The organism is Paenarthrobacter sp. YJN-5 (assembly GCF_015040095.1).
GTDB classification, from domain to species: domain Bacteria; phylum Actinomycetota; class Actinomycetes; order Actinomycetales; family Micrococcaceae; genus Arthrobacter; species Arthrobacter ureafaciens.
This window is the reverse complement of sequence record NZ_CP053544.1, coordinates 760,775-777,530: the sequence shown is the minus strand read 5'-3', so window position 1 is coordinate 777,530 and position 16,756 is coordinate 760,775. Positions and strand designations below refer to the sequence as shown.

The following is a 16,756-nucleotide window of genomic DNA, read 5'->3' as shown; positions in this document are numbered from 1 at the left end:
GCATACTTAGCTGTTTGTCCATGCCGGAAGGCCTTAGTCAGTAAACTTAGTACTTCTTCGCTTCATCGGCTACCGTGTCAGGCCGGATTCGTAGGGGGTGAAGTCGGACCGCAGCCGCACGGACTTCGGCCCCATCAGCGCAATGTCCTCCCACAGCACCAGGAACGAACCGCGGTGCCGCCACCGGAGCAGTTGGGCTATCGGCCAAGGCTGGGTGAGGTTCTGCCGCTCGAATCCCAGGAACGACGACGCCGTGCGGGGACTGACAATAATGCCCACCAGCCGCGCCTTGCTCAGCAGCGGGCCGGGAGCAGCATCCAGCGCGAAACGGACGTCCGATACCTCGCCGAGCCGTTCTCCGTTGCTGTCCAGCACGTCGATTCCCAGCATGTCAGTCAGGATCATGGCGGCCTCCCGGGATGCGGCCAATGACGTGGTTCCGCAGCCAGCGCTCCACCCACGATGCGTCCAGGGAATCCGAGCGGACCCCCACGGAGATGACGGTCCCTACGCCTGACACAACGTCCCAGGGGATACGGATCAGCCGGCTCGACGGCGGCCTGCCGCCAAAGATCCGCGTACCCAGCACCGGCCCGGTCAGCAGCGCAGTGATATGCGGCGGGTCGGTACCCGGCGGGATCGGCTGGTCCGGTTCGGGGCCGCTCAACTCAATGTCGTCCACAGTGGTGACGGGTACGTCGTCGACGTCCAGAACCTGGCGGTCCAGCAGGTGCAGCTGGGCGTCGAGGACCAGTCCGGCGGGAACGGGCGGCGGCTTCAAACGGCTTGTATCCAGCCCTCGGTTCTTTGCCATTACGCCCCCGCTCCCGCTCCCGTGGCAATCATGAGGGGAATCGCCGCAATCGACGCCACCAGGATGATGACCAGATAGACCATTCCGGCAATATTCACCGGCCGCTTATTGACGTGTTCGCCCATGTACTGGGGGTCATTTGCCACGATCAGGATGGGCAGGTACGTCAGCGGGAGGGCAATGGCCGAGAAGACCACCGAGTATTCCGTCACCAGGATCGGATCGACCCCTGTCATCAGCACCGCCACTCCCGCCAGCAGCACCACGATCATGCACATGTGGAACCGGGCTGCTTGCGCCGGACGCCGGAACTTCCCCCACGACCAGCCGAAGTACTGCGCCAGGGTGTAGCCGCTGGAAAGCGTCGTCTCCAATGCCGCTCCGAACGTTGCCGCCACGATGCCCACAATCAGGACGGCCAAAGCGATCTGGCCGCCCGCTTGCGCTACCGGCAAAGCCACCTGCGACAGCGTGGTCACGCTGATGCCGGCAGGGAGAAGAACGACGGCGGCGCACCCGGCGATTGCGAGCGAAAGGAAACCGCCAAGAGGGAAGCCCAGCAGGACATTAAGCCGCGATTGCGCCAGGTCTTTCACCTTCCACTTTTCTTCCACGGCACCCGACGAGAAGAAGAAAACCTCATACGGGGTCATGGCCGCACCGAAGAGGGCAATGGCGTAGTACCAGTACGTTCCAGCCTTCTCCTCGTGGGAAACAGAGGGGGTAAAAACCTGGGACGCCAAGGCACCCCAGTCCGGCTTAAGGAGGAATAAAGCCACTGCGAAGACCACCAGTGAGAGCCCCACCAGGCCCGTGACGTTCTCCATGATCTTGAACTTCACCCGCCAGATCACCAGCCACACAGCCAGCAAAGCCACGGGAACCCACAAGAGATAGGCAACGCCGCTTGCCAATTGCAGGGCCAGGGCAATGCCGCCAATTTCGGCAGTGACCGTCATGAGGTTGATGAGGAAGGACGCACCGAGGTTCGCCAGCCCGGCGCGGGCTCCCATCCGTTCCCGGATCACTTCAAAAGTGGCCCTTCCCGACACCGCAGCAACCCGGCCGGACATGTTGGCAAAGAGGCAGATTCCTACTACTCCCACAAGCACCACCCACGCCAGCGAGAGCCCAAAGCGCGAGCCCACCACGGCATTGGTGACCAAATCCCCGATGTCGACGAAGCCCCCGATCGCTGTCAGGATGCCGAGTGCAACACCGAGGAGCCGTTTCACTGTATGCCGGCCTTGGTCATGAGAGCGTCGAGCTGGTCCGAGGCCCTGTGCAATTCATCGAGCACGGGCATCAAGTGGGATGGGTCGCTTCCGATCCTGCCCTCTTCCGGGCCGCCTTGCGGCGCCGCCAGGGCATCACGGGCGTGGATCAACGCACGGGAAATTGTTGCGAAAGCGGCAAGAACGTCATCCCGGAGGTCCTGGTCATCTCCGTTACTGGCAGACGTGCCTTGGACTTCCTTGGTAGCTGAGTCGGCTTGCTTCAGCATGTCGTCAGCCGCAGTTGAGCCGGCCGCCGCCGTCGTGTGGCCCTTGAGTCGCAACTCCACGGCCATGGCCGTTGTCCTGGCGGCAGCGGAGGCGTCTTTCATTGGCCCCTCAAGGGCCTGCGTCGAGGGACTTTCCGAGCAGCCGGAAACGACTCCGACCAGCAACGCGAATGTCAGGAGCACCTTGAAAGCATGCTTCCACAAGCAGCTCACGACGGCTGCGGCACCTCGCATCCACCTTGCGGATCAAGCCCCGTGTAATTCAGCGGTCCGGCAACAATGTTGAGGGCGATCGTGGCGAACTGTGAGCACTGCGCCGGTGGCGCGTTGTAATATCCACGCTGCCCCGCAGCTATTGCACCGATGACCAACCACACCACTACGATCAGCCCGAGAATTGATCCGATACGCATTTTCCACCTCAATCAAAAGAATGGATAAACCCGGAACCGGGCGGATTATGGGCGAAGCCGTGGGCGATTATCCACCCACGGCTTCGAAGCCCCGATCAATCCGTCGGATTAGGTTCAGTAGTTAAGCTGCGGTCGTCCGCAGTCTTTGCATCTTTTTCCTCAGCCGGTCCCGGCGGAGTCGCAGACTTGTTCGCTCCGGCGTCGGCAGCGTCGTCCGGATCTCCCCCGGCCCCACCGTCCGCCGGCACTTGCGCGCTGGCGAGGGGTGTTCCGAGATCCCGCGGGATCGGATGGCCAGGGGTTGTTACTCCGTCATGGATGTGGCTAAGGCCCCCAGATTCCACTGGGTCCGAGGTCATACGCGCGACCGCCCCCGTCCCAAAACCCATCCAATGAGGGCAAGAACAAGAAGGATAATTCCTACCCACAGCAGGAAACTAAGGGCCTGGTTGAATCCACCCACCAGCAGCAGGATGATCGCAATGACTCCGGCGATGATCAATAGTGTGTTCATGTAGCTACGCATCCCTTCAAACAAATTTCTGTCCAGTTAGGAAGGCATCCGCCGGGACCCCAAATGAAGTCCCACCCCATACCAACGGGCACCAACGGAGAATGTTCTCCTTATTCCGTACCTACCCATAATGGCTATGGTTCAAACAGAGCAACCACTACGGGAAGCACGTGCACAGCTTCATAATAAGCACGCTTTCTGTTTTGGCGAAGTGATTTGACGCCGAACATTTTTCGAGCCGGATCACCCTGTCAATGCGTTTCCCCGCCTACACCCTCGGGCGCATCAACGGCGGGTTCAGCACCGCCCGGGCGGGGTGCCCCGCCGTCGAACGCGCCTCCTCCGCCAGCCTGAAGAGTGCCGCCGGCCTGCCCGCATCGCCCGCCGTCATGCGCCCTGTGTCCTCGAGGAAGCCGGGCGTGCCGGTGGCCTTGCGATGGAAGTTTCGCGGGTCCAGGCGGGTCCCCAAAACGGCCTCGTAGACAGCGCGTAACTGGGCGATGGTGAACTCTTCGCCGCAGAACGCTGCACCCAAAGGCGAGTACTCCAACTTGGCCCTGGCCCGTTCCACGGCATCTTCCAGGATCTGCGCGTGGTCGAAGGCCAAATCCACCTCGCCGCTGGCCACGCGTTCCACCGGGTACCACGCCGCTTGCTCGGCGTCGCTGCCGGCGGACAGAACCGGAAAGTCGGGCGCCAGCAGAAGGTGCGCCACGGTGAGGACGTCGCCACGGGGGTCGCGACCCTTGGGGCCGTAGCTCGCCAACTGCTCCAAATAGCCTGGCAAACGTTCGACGCCGGTTTCCTCGCCCAGTTCGCGGATCGCTGCTTCCACGAGGTCCTCGCCGGGCAGGACGAAACCACCGGGGAGGGCGAGCCGCCCGCGGAAGGGCTCGATGAGGCGGGTGATGAGGAGGACGCAGAGCTCGCCGCCGCGGACGGTAAGGGCAACGATGTCCACCGTGACGGGAAAGCTCGCGGGTGCTGGAACAGCTTGTGTCATGCGGCAATTCTACGGCATTTATCGTCACGTTGACATTAATAGTTCCAGCGTCCTAGAGTGTGGTTATCGTCAGATAGACGATAACTCTTTGAATCAAGGAGCATCATGGCAACCATCAAGCGCTACCCCTGGATCAGCCACTTCCTCGGCAGCCCCACCGGTTACGTCGTGCACCTGCAAAAGGGCGCGGTGAAGCACCAGGGAGTGGGCCAGGCGTTTTGGTTCCGGCCCGTGAATTCCGTGCTCAGCGAAGTGCCGGTGGACGATCAGGAACTCCCCACCCTCTTCCACGCCATCACCCGGGACCACCAGGACGTCACGGTGCAGGCCAACGTCACCTACCGGTTCGTGGATCCTGTGGCGGTGTCGACTCGGCTCGACTTTGGCCTGCAAACACCGGGGGCCGCGCCGGCAACGGGACGCGAGCAGGTGTCCACCATCATCGGGCAGCTCTGCCAGAGCCACGCGATCGACCAGATTGCCGCCACCACCTTGGCCGAAGCCTTGGAACGCGGCGTCAGCCAGCTGCGGATGGTGCTCACCGAAGCCCTCCGCGCAGACGCCCGGCTGCAATCCACCGGCATCGAAATCCTCGGGGTGCAAGTCCTGGCAGTCCGGCCCGAGTCCGACGTCGAACGTGCCCTGCAGACACCCGTCCGCGAACAGCTGCAAGCCGAAGCGGACCGGGCTGTCTACGAAAGGCGGGCTGTCGCCGTCGAACGTGAACGCACCATCTCCGAAAACGAGATGGCCAGCCAAATCGAACTGGCCGTTCGGCGCGAGAACCTCGTGGCGCAGGAGGGCGTTAACGCCCGTCGGGCAGCGGAGGAAAAGGCCGCAGCCGGCCTCGTCGAAGCCCAGGGTTCTGCCGAGCGCAAGGGCATCGGCGCTGCGGCCGAAGCCAACCAGATCCGGCTGGTGGGTGAGGCAGCTGCCGCCCGTGAAGCTGCCACCATGGAGGTCTACCGGGGCATGGAACAGTCCACGCTGCTTGCCCTCGCCCTGCGGGACGCAGCCGGTTCGCTGCCGAACATCGGCAACTTGACCATCACCCCGGACCTCCTGAGCGGAGCCCTGGCCGGGCTGTTCAAGGATCAGAACGGACAAGCACCGGCACCGGCCGCCAAGTAAGGATCAGACCATGGCAACACCACGCATCGTCATCGTCCACAGGCGTACCGAACTCCAGGAACTCCTGGACCGCCACTCGACCCGCGGACAGGCTGAGTTCTTCCTCCGGACCCGTGGCCGAAGCCTCGAAGAAGTTCAGCAGCGCCACGACCACCTCACCGCCGCCCTCGCCACCGTGCGGGGAGCGGTCCCGGCCGAATGGCGGCAAGCCGAAGTGGAACGCGCCGACCTCAGCCGCTTCCTCCTGACAGCAGAGGACATCATCGTGGCCGTGGGCCAGGACGGGCTGGTGGCCAATGCTGCCAAGTACCTGTCCGGGCAACCGGTCATCGGCGTGGATCCGGAGCCCGGAGCCAATCCCGGCGTCCTGGTGCGACACACGCCCGCTGCGGCCGCGGCCATGATCCGCGCCGGCGACCCGACCCGCCTGCGCTGCCTGGACCTCACCACCGTGACGGCAACGCTCGACGACGGGCAGCAGCTTTCGGCACTCAACGAGATTTTCGTAGGGCACGCCTCCCACCAGTCCGCCAGGTACCAGTTGACGGCGCCAAGTTTCAAAAGTTCCGGTGGTCTGACCGAGCGGCAGTCCTCATCGGGATTGATCGTCTCCACCGGCACCGGAGCCACCGGCTGGTGCGCCTCAATCGCACTGGAACGCGGCGGCAGGGCCCTGCCCGCACCGACTGACCCGACGCTTGCGTGGTTTGTCCGCGAAGCCTGGCCGTCGCCCGTTACGGGAGCTTCCCTCACTGAAGGCCTCCTGCAAGCCGGCGAAGTCCTCCGCATCACCGTCGCTTCGGATCAACTGGTGGTGTTCGGCGACGGCATGGAAGATGACCGCCTGATCGCCTCATGGGGACAGGAAATCAGAGTGCAGGCGGGGCAGCGGCCGCTGCGGCTGGTGGTTTAGCGGGCGAGGTTCTTCCTGAGGTACTCGCGAAGACCGGGAATCGCGAACTCGACTTTTCCCCGCCCTGCCGTTTCGATAAGCCCTGCAGCAAGTAACCGGGCTCGATATTTGGCCACCAAGCTGCTCCCCGACGCAGTGCGCTGACCAATGTCCGCCGCAGTGCTAGGGCCATCGTCGGCGCTCATTGCAAACAGAAATGCCCGGTCCTTCTCCGATGTTTCCGCGAGGGCCGCCTCGATGACAACCCGCTCGTTCCGCCGAGCGGCTGCAGCCAATGCCTTCTGTACCGCGTCGTCGAGGAGGTGGTCTCCGTGGTTTTCAGCCTCTCGCCAGAGGAAGTATCCGACCAATTGAATCAGAAATGGATAGCCGCCTGTTGCCGCAGCAGCTTTTTGGACGAGTTCAGGAGCAATTGTGATACCCGCCTCGGAGAAGGTGTGGGCATATGACTGTTCTACATCTCGAATAGCCGCCGAATGAAGGTCAATCTTGTCGGCTCGCCGTAGGAAAGTAGCCACTCCTTCGTTGAGCAAGTCAGACACCGCCGCCGGCAATCCAGCGAAAATCAAAGCGATAGGAAGCCGATCCTGGATGAAGTGCTGCACGTTGGCGGCGAGCTGGGCTAACTCGGTTCGGTCTGCAGCGTGGATCTCGTCCACCGTTATCAGCAAACCTGTTCCTCGTTCTTGGAGCAGCTGGAGCAACGACTCGCCCAGTTCACGCCAGTCCACCTGACGTTCGGGCGTTAACTGGGAAGTCACACTGAACCCGGCGATGGAAACTCCAGTGATGCGGCGCTTTGAGTCAGGATGATCGCCGATCTCCCCCAGCAGCCGGCGCATTTGCTCGCCGATGCGGCCCATGAATGCTCCCGTCGCCGTCTCCGCGACCACAGCCCATCCATGTTCCCTGGCTACGTCATGCGCTTCGCCAATCATGACGGTCTTCCCAATCCCTCGGGCGCCGGTAAAGATAGACAACAGCCCAGGCGCCCCTGAACCTAGGCGCAACCCGTATTCGAACTCATCCAAAAGTCCAGAACGACCGATGACCTCGGGTGGGGTTGCCCCCGCAGTCGGGCGAAACGGATTCTCTGTAGACGGCATCTGCATTCCTTGTGACGGCTGAGGTTAGTAACGGTTAGTTTGGTTAGTTTGGTTAGTTTGGTTAGTTTGGTTAGTTTGGTTAGTTTGGTTAGTTTGGTTAGTTTGGTTAGTTTGGTTAGTTCATCTTATCGGCTGCCTTCTTCGGCGCCCACTCCCGCTCCCAGCCCGGCAGTGCTAGCATTCCCATGATCGTGACAACCAAGCAGGAGGTGAGACCCATGTACGCAGTATCCGCAATGGGCGCTCCCCCGCAGCCCACGATTCCGCGACGCAAGTAGTCGCCACCGGGAGCGCCAATCCTCATTCGTGAAGGGCTCTCCTATGAACACAACGCTTTCCCAAGACATCACTCATGCCCGGGCCTTGGTGCTCGGTGGCGGAGGTTCCACCGGCAATGCCTGGTTGATCGGCGTCGTCGCCGGCCTGGCGGACGCGGGTCTCGATGTCACCAACGCCGACCTCACCATCGGCACATCGGCCGGCTCAACCGCTGCCGCCCAAATCAGTGGCGCTCCAATCGCTGAGTTGTATGCCGCAACCGTTCAAGCTCCACCCAGCCGACGGCCGGCGCCCGCCGATCTCCGGTCCGCACCCGCCAAAGACAGGGACGTATCCGACCACATGGAACGGACTGCCCGGATCATCGCCTCTTCCGCGGATCCTGCAGACATGCGACGCCGGATGGGCGCTGCGGCGCTCGAACTGCAAGCCGCACTGGACCCTTCCACACAGGAACGATGGCGCGTTACGGTAGCGGCCAGACTTCCCCGGCAGGAATGGCCGCAACAGCAAATCCTCATCACAGCCGTTGATGCAGGCACCGGCGAACCTGTCGAGTTCGGCAACAGCAGCGGGGTGGACCTGGTTGACGCCGTCGCAGCCAGTTGCGCCAGCGGCTTCGCGTACAGGATTGGCAGCGCTGACTATATCGACGGCGGCTACCGCTCCAACGCTGAAAATGCGGACCTTGCGGCTGGGTTTAGGAGGGTGCTGGTCCTGTCGCCTTTCGGTGGCCGAACCCGGACTCCTGTGACATGGAAGCAAGACCTCGCCTCCCACATCGAGGTTCTGCGAGCCGGCGGCAGCCAAGTGGAGTCGATTTTCCCGGCCGTTGAGTCGGAACATCTCTTCGGTGCCAACGCCATGGATTTCTCCCTCCGTCCGGCCGCGGCGATGGCCGGTTTTGAGCAAGGAAGAAGCTTAGCCAGCGGGCTTTCGGCGTCCTGGAACGGGCCCCTCACTTAGCCCCTGACCAGCCGGGAGTCAACCGTTGTCCCTCCCGAAGCCCCGGAGTAGGGTGGCCGGACCGCCAACCCTCAACAAACTCTGGGTAATTTCTGGGAGACACCATGAGACTAAAGAGACGTCAGTTTGCCGCGGCCACTGCCGCGTTGGCACTTAGTGTAAGCAGCGCAGCAGTGGCCAGTCCGGCCTTCGCGGACCCCCGGCAGACCGAAAAGAACCCCACGGCCACGGGCTACGGCGGCGCCGTCAGCACGGTGGATCCGGAGGCATCCGCAGCGGCCATCGAAGTATTGAAGCGGGGCGGCAACGCGGCCGACGCAGCGGTCGCGGCTGCTGCCACCCTCGGAGTAACTGAGCCCTACAGCGCCGGCATCGGCGGTGGCGGCTACTTCGTCTACTACGACGCCAAGACCGGAGAAGTCGGAACCATCGACGGCCGCGAAACGGCACCTGCGGCAATGCCTCATGATGCCTTCATCGATCCTGGTACCGGCAAGCCCTACAAATTCACGCCGGATCTCGTCACCAGTGGCGTCTCTGTTGGTGTCCCCGGTACTGCGGCTACATGGGAACGCGCTTTGGAACGGTGGGGAACCTTGGGCCTGGACGCGGCCCTGAAACCGGCCATCAAGGTCGCCAACCGCGGCTTCGTGGTGGATGAGACTTTCCGCCAGCAGACCGAGGACAACAAGGCACGGTTCAGCAACTTCACCTCCACACAGCAACTCTTCCTCCCCGGCGGTGAGTCTCCCGCCGTCGGAAGTATCTTCAAGAACCCCGAACTTGCGGCAACATACCGCCTGCTTGCCAAGGAGGGGACAAGCGCGTTCTATAACGGCCCGCTGGCTGAGGAAATCGCTGCAACGGTCCAGGCGCCGCCCAAGGTCGCGAAACCCACCCTGCCAGTGCCTGTTGGTTTCATGACAGCCCAGGACCTGGCCGACTACAAAGTCCTGAACCAGGATCCCACCCACATGAAGTACCGCGGCTACGACGTCTATGGAATGGCACCTTCGAGCAGCGGTGGCACCACTGTCGGCGAGGCGTTGAACATTCTTGAGCCGTTCAACCTCAGCGAAATGCAGCCTACTGATGCACTGCACCACTACTTCGAGGCGAGCGCCCTGGCGTTCGCCGACCGTGGTGCCTACGTGGGTGACCCCGCGTCCGTTGATGTTCCTACGGACATCTTGCTGGACCCCATGTTCGCCAAGGAGCGCGCCTGCCAGATCAACCCGACGGCGGCCGCCGCCAAACCCGTGGCTCCCGGCGATGTAGAGGATTACGACGGCGCGTGCCCGGCTTCCGCTGCGCCGCTCGCCGATGAGACGGACACCGAGAATATCTCCACCACCAACCTGACGGTCGCTGACAAGTGGGGCAACGTGGTGGAGTACACGCTGACAATCGAGCAAACAGGAGGATCGGGCATCGTTGTTCCGGGTCGGGGATTCCTGCTGAACAACGAGCTGACGGACTTCAGCACGGTCTACGATCCCGAGGACCCGAACCGGATTGAACCAGAGAAGCGGCCACGGTCATCCATGTCGCCCACCATCATCCTGGATGAGGGCAAGCCATTCCTGGCCCTCGGTTCGCCGGGCGGCTCCACCATCATCACCACGGTGCTTCAGACAATTCTGAACCGGGTTGATTTGGGCATGGACATCTCGGAAGCCCTGGCTGCTCCCCGGGCAGCCCAACGAAACACGAAAACGGTCACGGCCGAACCGGCTTTCATACAGAGTTACGGATCCCAGCTCACCGCTCTTGGCCACGAACTGGTCCCTGCCGGTGATGCCTTCACATCCGCAGCCGAGATTGGTGCTGCCACGGCCATCGAGTTCGGTGAAGACGGCAAGCTCGTTGCCGTGGCGGAGCCGGAACGGCGGGGTGGTGGATCCGCCATGGTGGTTTCGTCCGGTGACCAGCCGGCGAATGGCCACGGGAAGGGCCCGAAGTCCAAGTAGTCCTACAGATTGAAACCCGGGAAGCCAGGGCAGGCCTATTCACGGTCCTCCCTGGCTTCCTCCCGTAAACGCCATAGTGCTCCAAGAGCACCCAAAGCGCAGATGACCCCCGTCAGCAGCGGCCACACCGAGCCGCTTTGATTGGAGAAAAGGGCGTACACGGCATAAGCGCCCAAGAGTAGGGCAAGCATGAGCCAAACGAGTGATTTGTGATTCATGGTTCGTTCCTTTCGCGGCTTAGGTCCAGCGGCAGATGGGGTCTAGCGAAGGTCGCGTTGGGAGAAAACGGCCCCGGCGGAGCCGAGCAACAGCACCAGCCAGCACAGCGACCCCAGGAGCGGCATGGAGTTGATGCGTCCTTCTGCAGCGCTGGTGGACCACTCCGATGTCAGCACGGGGAAGAAGAATTCGGTGGTTATCCCCGCACCAGCAAGGAACTCGGGGAGGGCAAGAGTCAACGGGACCACGAAGAATGCCACCAGATGGTTACGGACAAGGGATCCGACGGCAAAGCCCCACATGGAACCCACAGCAGCGACCCCCGCAAACGCCCCGGCCGCGAAGAAGCTGGTTGGGTGCCCGCCGATCAGGAGCATGAGGAGCACCAGCACTGCTCCCACTGCGCCGCCCGCGACCACCGAGGCAAGGAATGTGGAAGCTGCCCGGGATGCAAAGATCGGTGCCCGGCTGAACAAGAGGACCCTCCTGTGCAGGGAACCACGACGGAAGTCAACCGTAAAGGCGAAGGATCCCAGCACCGCCCCGACCGTGAGCATCACCGACAGCGCCGGTCCCAGAAGGGCAGCGCCCAGCTGACCGACGCGTACCTCATGTGCCAGGCTGGAGACGATGGGTACGGCAATCAGGCCAACTGCAATGAGTGCAGCGATACCCGCGCCCCGCCACAGCCAGGGTCTGCTGAGCTCAGCGGACAAGACGGATCCCAGAGGAAACACTCAGAGCTCCTTCCGGCCGAGTACCAACACCGCGCCAATGCCCGAAAGGGCAATCCACGCCAGGAAGACCAAGGACGCTTGAATGGGCGGCAATAAGCCCTCGAACGGCACCGAGCTGATCCCGGCCAAGGCACCGGAAGGAAGCCAGCGGGCCACCTCGGTGGAATTTGCCAGCAGGGGTAATTCCACGGCTAACGGGACCAACATCGCCGCTACCGTGGTGGCGTAGTAGTGACGGATGATCCAGCCAAGCGAACAACCCCATACCCCACCGAGTACCGAGGCAAGCAGGACGCCCGGAAGAAACCGCCAGGCATCGGGAACCAGCACTCCTGCCCGGGCTTCGGGTATGGACCACAGCATCAGGCTCGCTGCCCACAGTCCAGTCCCCGCCAAGGCAACGATCAGTGCCACAGCAACGGCAGCAGCGTACTTGATCAGCACCAGCCGGGTCAGGCCGCACATCACCACACTGCGCTTGAGTGTTCCGTAATAGGCCTCCCGTGACACTACGTAGCTACCCGCGAATACACTCACAATTGCCATGGTTGCCGCCAAAGCCCAGAAGATCCTGACGTTCTCGACGGCGGTCAGGCCACCGGCGGTGCTCGGCCAGCCGAGGAAGTTGCTGACAAACCACGGAATGAGGATGCTGAAACCCAGTACGCCCAGAAACGAATAGCCACTGAAGAACCTCAACAGCTCCGAACGCAGCATGCCCATCACGGCGCACCCTCCAGGATCCTGAAGTAGGCAGCCTCAAGGCTTCCGTTCCCCACACGCTTTGCCTCGTCGAGGGATCCCTGAAACAACATCCGCCGTTTCAGGACCACTACCTCGTTGGCAACTTGCTCCAGTTCCAGCAGCTGATGGCTTGAGACAAGGACGCTCCCACCAGTGGAAGCAAAGTCCCTGAGGAACCCTCGCAGCCAGTGGATACCTTCGGGGTCCAATCCGTTTGCCGGTTCGTCCAATACCAAGAGTTCCGGGTTGCCAATCAATGCCGAAGCGATCCCCAGCCGCTGCTTCATGCCCAGTGAGTAGTCCTTGACCTTCCTGTTGGCCTGCGCCGTCAGGTCCACTTGGGCAAGGACGCGTTCCACGTCCTCCTTGCCAACCCCGGCGGCCATCTGGCAGATACGGAGGTGGCGCCGGCCGGTCAGTCCGTCTTCCACGTCCATTCCGTCCAAATTAACGCCGATTCTGCGGGCCGGCCTGTCCAGCGAGCGATAGTCGGTACCGAACACCTTGGCATTGCCCGATGTCGGATCCAGAAGGCCCGTGAGTCCTGCGAGCGCAGTGCTCTTTCCGGCGCCATTGGGGCCGATCAGCCCCACGACACAGCCGACGGGAACATCGAAGGTGAGGTCCTCGACAGCAAGCTGCGTTCCACGCCATTTGGTGAATCCGTGAAAACTCGCATGAATTGTCATCTGTTTTCCTTCCCCGCGTTTCCCGGCCACAGGGGAGATGACGTCACTGCATTCCAGAGGTACTCCCCCAAGGTGGTTCTGACGTTGCTGGTCACCTCGGCGCGACCATGGGCGGGCAGGTCAGCATGCGCAGCCCGAATCTCGGCGTCGTAGGCAATGACTGGAACGGTAATCCCCGGCAGGGTCACCGGCGCAATGCTCTCCAGTGGGGCATTGGCTTCCGACGGCGGCAGCGAACCTACAGTGGCCAGGCCCAGTTCCGTGTGGACTACTGTTCCTTGCGTCTGCAGGCTGACCCTGTCCCCGGCTTCGATCGACGGTAACTCTGAGTCCTTCGGAAAAACGATGCTCAACTGCCCTGCTTCCAACGAAAACCCCGCTGCTTGAACAGATGAAACGGGAACGGTGGCGAGCACGGCCGACGTCAAACCAGCGCCAAGGAGCAAAGCCAAGGTCCGACGCCAAAGGGTGCTGCCATTCGCGGCGGCAGTTCGGAAGAACCGAACAATGCCTTTGACCGCCAGTATTGCCAGGAGTCCGATGAGCAAGGCCACCGCTGCATGACCGGCCATTCCCAACTGCAGGAAGACCGGAACAAGGCGTTGGAAACCGACCACCACAAAGCAGAGTCCAGCGGCGAAACTGGCTAGTCCGAAGAGCGCGAGGAAGCCGGGGTGCGGCACCTGCACGGTGGTGCCAAGAGCGAAGCGACCCACGATTTCCTCGGCAGCAGCCAGAGACTTACGACGCAGGTGGGGTATGTCCAGTGCCGACATCAGGGCCACGTATCCGTCCAGCTTGATGAACGGGAAGAGGTTCAGAAGGGCGACTGTGTAACAAAGCACTCCGTAGAGGAGCAGGCCATCCTTGTGCGGAGAAGTTGCCATGAAGGCTTGGCCACACAGCACCAAGCTACCCAAGCCAACGTGAACCAAGGGACCGGCCAGGGCCACCATCACGCGTTGTTTCCTGGAAGCGAGCCGCCAGCCATCGGTGACATCGCAGAAGAATGCCGGAGACAGGTAGAAGAGCATGATGCCGATGCGTCGGGGTTTGCCCCCAAAGTAGGACAGCGCCAAGCCGTGGCCGAGCTCATGGAGCAGGGTCGAGGCAAACATTGCTGCCGCCACGCCAAGGTACGTTGCCAAGGGAAGCGGCGATGAAAAAAGCCTCACTATGTCCGTCCCGGTCGAGCTCACCACGAGAAGTCCCCCCAGAAGGGAGATGGCCAGCAGCGCCAACGACCCCCTGCGGAGCAGGAACGTCACAACGGGATGCAGGGCAGGGAGCACGCTGCTTGGATCGAACAGCGTCAGTTGAACTGTCAGAGGGGCACGGAACTGGACTCTTCGCGGTGCGTTTCTCCGTGGGCCGGCGTCGAAAATTCCGGTCGGCGCAACTCGCTCCACCACGCTTCCCACATCAGACGCAGTCCAAGGAGCACCCAACGTCAGTGCTATCTGGCCGGCGTCCTTTTCACCGTCCAGTTCCTTGAGCACGGACGCCACGTCCTGCGAGATCCGTGCCCTCGGCACTCCGTCGAGGGCCACGATCCAAGGACCGACGCTGTCTACTGGTGGCTCAATGGAAGCATGGGACGCCAACCGAACCGGCCACTGCGGCTCGGTCGTGATGCGGTTCCTTGTGCCCTTCATATCAGCGGATGGGGCATGGTTTGCGAGCGGACAATACCTGGCCGGTGTGGGGCCAAACTTTTGGTTTCGTCCATGGACAGTTGCACGGCGCCGGGACACACCACTTTGCCCGCATGCCAACCGTGGTTCCTGATGGCGGCGGGCAGCCTATGGGTCAAGTCCACCCATTGAGGGCTGATGTTTCGGCCGGCAAAGTACGTCGCCAGGTGGTTAACCCCCGGCACGTCGAACCCCTCAGGAATCGCAGTCAGCGGAAAGGAACGGACCCATTCCTCCAGCCGTGCAACGGCTGAAGCGGTATTCCAAAAGTCCGCACGCGAGGCGTCATCGGTGACTGAACCGCCGGCGTCAGACGAAGGGCGTCGCGACAGGAACAGCTCCCGTATCTGCAGTCCCTCCTGCAGGGCTCCCAGCAGTGCTGAACCTGGACCGGCGGCCGCTTTGAGTCCGACTGCCCCGAAGGGAGCTGATTCGTTGACGCCGATGACGAAGCAGGCAGCAACCACTAGGGGCGCCGAGGTGGGGACGAAGGCGAGCGTAAACTTCACTCCGTTAGCCAGCGCGGACTCCGTCAACATTGCGAGATTCCTGACCGTGGGTGATGCCGGCAGGCTGCGAATGTCTATTTTTTGGAGGGGCGCCCGGGAGTACCAGGAAGTCAGGAACGCATCCCGCTCAATGACCTCCGCCAGGCCGGATGCCTGGGCGAAGGACTGAGAAGGCCCCGAAGCAGCACCGTTGGGCGAAGGGTCAACCAACCGGTCCCATTCGGAGACCGGGGAAGCGCCGGGCCAGTAATCAACAACCGGCCCCGGAACCCGGGACTCTCCCCCGGTGAGCAGATTCGAGGCTCGGTACCAAGGAAGATCACAGGCAAGTGCCGACGCGCGTCCCAGCCCTCCGGTAACAAAATCGATCCGCCGCCCAACGTCGTCCTGGACGTGCAGATGATCGGCATCGGCTGACGCAGGCACCAACGCGTAACGCTCCACGGCCTCGCCGGCGCCCCTCATCAGCGACCGCCGTCGGCTGACATCGAAAGCCCCGACGGCGGAGGCGAACCCTTGTTCGGTGATCTCGCCGTTGGCGAGCATCGCCACGGTCCGCCAGAGTCCGACGTCGTTGGGCGGGTACACCGTGGACTCGGAGACCAGACCCAGCGCGGGGTCGAGGGTCAGTGTGGGGTCCAGGTTCGGTACGGGGTCCGGATTCATAGTCCACACACCCAAAGCTCAATGTCTTTCAACGCGGGATTCGGGTTGGCGATGCGGACGGGCCTGCGTTCAAGGACCTTCAGGCCCTCACCCAGGATTTCTTCCTCGATCAACGCGTTGCTGACAAAGGCGACGTCGCTGGCGTACGCGGACGACCGGTATGTCCCGCCTTCGTTGAAGCGAACGTGAATCATGGTCACGCGGCGGGAGCCGTTGACGGCGTCCCTGCTTTCTGCGGTGATCAGGAAGGCGTCCTCCCCCAGGGCCGAAACTGTTGGTTCGCCGTCGTAGTGCGCCGTGCCTTGGTGGCTGTCCGCGTTGAGGACTGTGAGCAGGAAGTGGCCGCCCGGATTCATCGCGTTGCGGACCGCCCGGAATAGTTGGCGACGTTCTTCCCTGCCCAGGAGAGTCACGGAACTGGCGCCGAGTACGACGCAACCGAACCCGCCGTCGAACTCCAACCGGGACATGTCACCGTTCAGCAACTCAACATCCACCTGCCGCGGGTTGAAGGCCACGGTACGGACTTTCGCGCGGAGCATCTCCAGCATCTCCGGAGAGGAGTCGACGGCGGTGACCGGACGTCCCAGCGGCAACAGGGCACGCGTGATGCGCCCTGATCCGGCCGCCAGTTCCAGGATGGGGCCCGTGGTCTTGCGTGCGGCTGCTTGGATTTCCGGCAGTTCCGTGAGGTCGTTCTCGGTGATCTGGTCGTAGAGGCGCGAGCCGGAGACGCTGTAAAGGTCCTCCGGCGGGTCCAGGTGTCCAAGGACGCGAAGGATGGCGTCTGCGGTTTTGTCAGGAGCGGGGTTCATCAGAGTGTCCTTGGGCAGGTGGTTGAAGTGTCATGCCTGCCTCCTTTCTGTTGCTTGCGGCCAATGAAGT

Annotated in this window: 20 protein-coding genes; 4 read left to right on the top strand and 16 right to left on the bottom strand. The window is 62.4% G+C overall.

Going from position 1 to position 16,756, the window contains the following annotated elements:
* Positions 1-69 precede the first annotated feature (69 nt).
* From HMI59_RS03700 to HMI59_RS03670, 7 genes are all read right to left on the bottom strand, one after another.
* Complete coding sequence (locus HMI59_RS03700; protein ID WP_193592845.1) at positions 70-405, bottom strand: PRC-barrel domain-containing protein; 336 nt, start codon at positions 403-405, stop codon at positions 70-72.
* The gene (locus HMI59_RS03695) at positions 392-814 is read right to left on the bottom strand and encodes a hypothetical protein (RefSeq protein ID WP_079941445.1); all 423 of its coding nucleotides are present in this window, start codon (positions 812-814) and stop codon (positions 392-394) included. Before HMI59_RS03695 ends, HMI59_RS03700 begins: the two co-directional genes overlap by 14 nt.
* Positions 814-2,049: an Nramp family divalent metal transporter gene (locus HMI59_RS03690; RefSeq protein WP_193592844.1), complete on the bottom strand. Its 1,236-nt coding sequence runs from the start codon at positions 2,047-2,049 to the stop codon at positions 814-816. The genes HMI59_RS03695 and HMI59_RS03690 overlap by 1 nt, the downstream gene beginning before the upstream one ends.
* The gene (locus HMI59_RS03685; protein WP_193592843.1) at positions 2,046-2,501 is read right to left on the bottom strand and encodes a hypothetical protein; all 456 of its coding nucleotides are present in this window, start codon (positions 2,499-2,501) and stop codon (positions 2,046-2,048) included. The genes HMI59_RS03690 and HMI59_RS03685 overlap by 4 nt, the downstream gene beginning before the upstream one ends.
* A gap of 26 nt (positions 2,502-2,527) precedes the next feature.
* A complete protein-coding gene (locus HMI59_RS03680) occupies positions 2,528-2,731 on the bottom strand; it encodes a hypothetical protein (protein ID WP_021473476.1) in 204 nt (67 codons plus the stop codon).
* 355 nt (positions 2,732-3,086) lie between these two features.
* Positions 3,087-3,245: a hypothetical protein gene (locus HMI59_RS03675; RefSeq protein ID WP_017200690.1), complete on the bottom strand. Its 159-nt coding sequence runs from the start codon at positions 3,243-3,245 to the stop codon at positions 3,087-3,089.
* Positions 3,246-3,513: 268 nt separating this feature from the next.
* Positions 3,514-4,248, bottom strand: coding sequence for an NUDIX domain-containing protein (locus HMI59_RS03670; RefSeq protein WP_193592842.1), 735 nt, complete (start codon positions 4,246-4,248; stop codon positions 3,514-3,516).
* Positions 4,249-4,353: 105 nt separating this feature from the next.
* Between HMI59_RS03670 and HMI59_RS03665 the strand changes: the two genes are divergently transcribed.
* Both HMI59_RS03665 and HMI59_RS03660 read left to right on the top strand, forming a co-directional pair.
* Positions 4,354-5,379 (top strand): SPFH domain-containing protein, encoded by a 1,026-nt coding sequence (locus HMI59_RS03665; protein WP_193592841.1) that lies wholly within the window; start codon positions 4,354-4,356, stop codon positions 5,377-5,379.
* Between the two features lie 10 nt (positions 5,380-5,389).
* A complete protein-coding gene (locus tag HMI59_RS03660) occupies positions 5,390-6,292 on the top strand; it encodes a hypothetical protein (RefSeq protein ID WP_193592840.1) in 903 nt (300 codons plus the stop codon).
* Here HMI59_RS03660 and HMI59_RS03655 read toward each other — a convergent pair.
* Together HMI59_RS03655 and HMI59_RS03650 are read right to left on the bottom strand one after the other, a co-directional pair.
* Positions 6,289-7,398, bottom strand: a complete 1,110-nt coding sequence (locus tag HMI59_RS03655; RefSeq protein ID WP_193592839.1) for an ATP-binding protein — start codon at positions 7,396-7,398, stop codon at positions 6,289-6,291. The genes HMI59_RS03660 and HMI59_RS03655 overlap by 4 nt on opposite strands.
* A gap of 115 nt (positions 7,399-7,513) precedes the next feature.
* Positions 7,514-7,702 carry a hypothetical protein gene (locus HMI59_RS03650; protein WP_193592838.1) on the bottom strand — a complete coding sequence of 63 codons (189 nt, stop codon included), beginning with the start codon at positions 7,700-7,702 and terminating at the stop codon, positions 7,514-7,516.
* A gap of 17 nt (positions 7,703-7,719) precedes the next feature.
* Here HMI59_RS03650 and HMI59_RS03645 point away from each other — a divergent pair, with 17 nt between their 5' ends.
* Together HMI59_RS03645 and ggt are read left to right on the top strand one after the other, a co-directional pair.
* A complete protein-coding gene (locus tag HMI59_RS03645; protein WP_193592837.1) occupies positions 7,720-8,643 on the top strand; it encodes a patatin-like phospholipase family protein in 924 nt (307 codons plus the stop codon).
* Between the two features lie 104 nt (positions 8,644-8,747).
* Positions 8,748-10,613, top strand: a complete 1,866-nt coding sequence (gene ggt / locus HMI59_RS03640; RefSeq protein WP_193592836.1) for a gamma-glutamyltransferase — start codon at positions 8,748-8,750, stop codon at positions 10,611-10,613.
* 35 nt (positions 10,614-10,648) lie between these two features.
* Here the strand turns inward: ggt and HMI59_RS03635 are convergent, their stop codons facing one another.
* Genes HMI59_RS03635 through mpaM form a run of 7 tightly spaced genes read right to left on the bottom strand, consistent with a single transcriptional unit; the run spans position 10,649 to position 16,686 of the window.
* Positions 10,649-10,831: a hypothetical protein gene (locus HMI59_RS03635; RefSeq protein WP_193592835.1), complete on the bottom strand. Its 183-nt coding sequence runs from the start codon at positions 10,829-10,831 to the stop codon at positions 10,649-10,651.
* A gap of 42 nt (positions 10,832-10,873) precedes the next feature.
* The gene (locus HMI59_RS03630; RefSeq protein ID WP_193592834.1) at positions 10,874-11,569 is read right to left on the bottom strand and encodes a hypothetical protein; all 696 of its coding nucleotides are present in this window, start codon (positions 11,567-11,569) and stop codon (positions 10,874-10,876) included.
* Positions 11,570-12,292, bottom strand: coding sequence for a hypothetical protein (locus tag HMI59_RS03625; RefSeq protein ID WP_227471614.1), 723 nt, complete (start codon positions 12,290-12,292; stop codon positions 11,570-11,572).
* Positions 12,292-13,002: an ABC transporter ATP-binding protein gene (locus HMI59_RS03620; protein WP_193592832.1), complete on the bottom strand. Its 711-nt coding sequence runs from the start codon at positions 13,000-13,002 to the stop codon at positions 12,292-12,294. Before HMI59_RS03620 ends, HMI59_RS03625 begins: the two co-directional genes overlap by 1 nt.
* A complete protein-coding gene (gene mpaP, locus HMI59_RS03615) occupies positions 12,999-14,657 on the bottom strand; it encodes a daptide biosynthesis intramembrane metalloprotease (protein ID WP_193592831.1) in 1,659 nt (552 codons plus the stop codon). Before mpaP ends, HMI59_RS03620 begins: the two co-directional genes overlap by 4 nt.
* On the bottom strand, positions 14,654-15,871 hold the full coding sequence (locus HMI59_RS03610; protein ID WP_193592830.1) for a YcaO-like family protein: 1,218 nt from the start codon (positions 15,869-15,871) through the stop codon (positions 14,654-14,656). Before HMI59_RS03610 ends, mpaP begins: the two co-directional genes overlap by 4 nt.
* On the bottom strand, positions 15,868-16,686 hold the full coding sequence (gene mpaM, locus HMI59_RS03605) for a daptide-type RiPP biosynthesis methyltransferase (protein WP_193592829.1): 819 nt from the start codon (positions 16,684-16,686) through the stop codon (positions 15,868-15,870). The genes HMI59_RS03610 and mpaM overlap by 4 nt, the downstream gene beginning before the upstream one ends.
* Positions 16,687-16,756 lie beyond the last annotated feature (70 nt).

What these genes read in the sequence shown, in the direction of transcription:
- HMI59_RS03700 (WP_193592845.1), bottom strand. Translation starts at nt 405, where the DNA reads ATGATCCTGACTGACATGCTGGGAATCGACGTGCTGGACAGCAACGGA.
- HMI59_RS03695 (WP_079941445.1), bottom strand. Translation starts at nt 814, where the DNA reads ATGGCAAAGAACCGAGGGCTGGATACAAGCCGTTTGAAGCCGCCGCCC.
- HMI59_RS03680 (WP_021473476.1), bottom strand. Translation starts at nt 2,731, where the DNA reads ATGCGTATCGGATCAATTCTCGGGCTGATCGTAGTGGTGTGGTTGGTC.
- HMI59_RS03675 (WP_017200690.1), bottom strand. Translation starts at nt 3,245, where the DNA reads ATGAACACACTATTGATCATCGCCGGAGTCATTGCGATCATCCTGCTG.
- HMI59_RS03670 (WP_193592842.1), bottom strand. Translation starts at nt 4,248, where the DNA reads ATGACACAAGCTGTTCCAGCACCCGCGAGCTTTCCCGTCACGGTGGAC.
- HMI59_RS03665 (WP_193592841.1), top strand. Translation starts at nt 4,354, where the DNA reads ATGGCAACCATCAAGCGCTACCCCTGGATCAGCCACTTCCTCGGCAGC.
- HMI59_RS03660 (WP_193592840.1), top strand. Translation starts at nt 5,390, where the DNA reads ATGGCAACACCACGCATCGTCATCGTCCACAGGCGTACCGAACTCCAG.
- HMI59_RS03655 (WP_193592839.1), bottom strand. Translation starts at nt 7,398, where the DNA reads ATGCCGTCTACAGAGAATCCGTTTCGCCCGACTGCGGGGGCAACCCCA.
- HMI59_RS03650 (WP_193592838.1), bottom strand. Translation starts at nt 7,702, where the DNA reads ATGAGGATTGGCGCTCCCGGTGGCGACTACTTGCGTCGCGGAATCGTG.
- HMI59_RS03645 (WP_193592837.1), top strand. Translation starts at nt 7,720, where the DNA reads ATGAACACAACGCTTTCCCAAGACATCACTCATGCCCGGGCCTTGGTG.
- ggt (WP_193592836.1), top strand. Translation starts at nt 8,748, where the DNA reads ATGAGACTAAAGAGACGTCAGTTTGCCGCGGCCACTGCCGCGTTGGCA.
- HMI59_RS03635 (WP_193592835.1), bottom strand. Translation starts at nt 10,831, where the DNA reads ATGAATCACAAATCACTCGTTTGGCTCATGCTTGCCCTACTCTTGGGC.
- HMI59_RS03625 (WP_227471614.1), bottom strand. Translation starts at nt 12,292, where the DNA reads ATGGGCATGCTGCGTTCGGAGCTGTTGAGGTTCTTCAGTGGCTATTCG.
- HMI59_RS03620 (WP_193592832.1), bottom strand. Translation starts at nt 13,002, where the DNA reads ATGACAATTCATGCGAGTTTTCACGGATTCACCAAATGGCGTGGAACG.
- mpaP (WP_193592831.1), bottom strand. Translation starts at nt 14,657, where the DNA reads ATGAAGGGCACAAGGAACCGCATCACGACCGAGCCGCAGTGGCCGGTT.
- HMI59_RS03610 (WP_193592830.1), bottom strand. Translation starts at nt 15,871, where the DNA reads ATGAATCCGGACCCCGTACCGAACCTGGACCCCACACTGACCCTCGAC.
- mpaM (WP_193592829.1), bottom strand. Translation starts at nt 16,686, where the DNA reads ATGAACCCCGCTCCTGACAAAACCGCAGACGCCATCCTTCGCGTCCTT.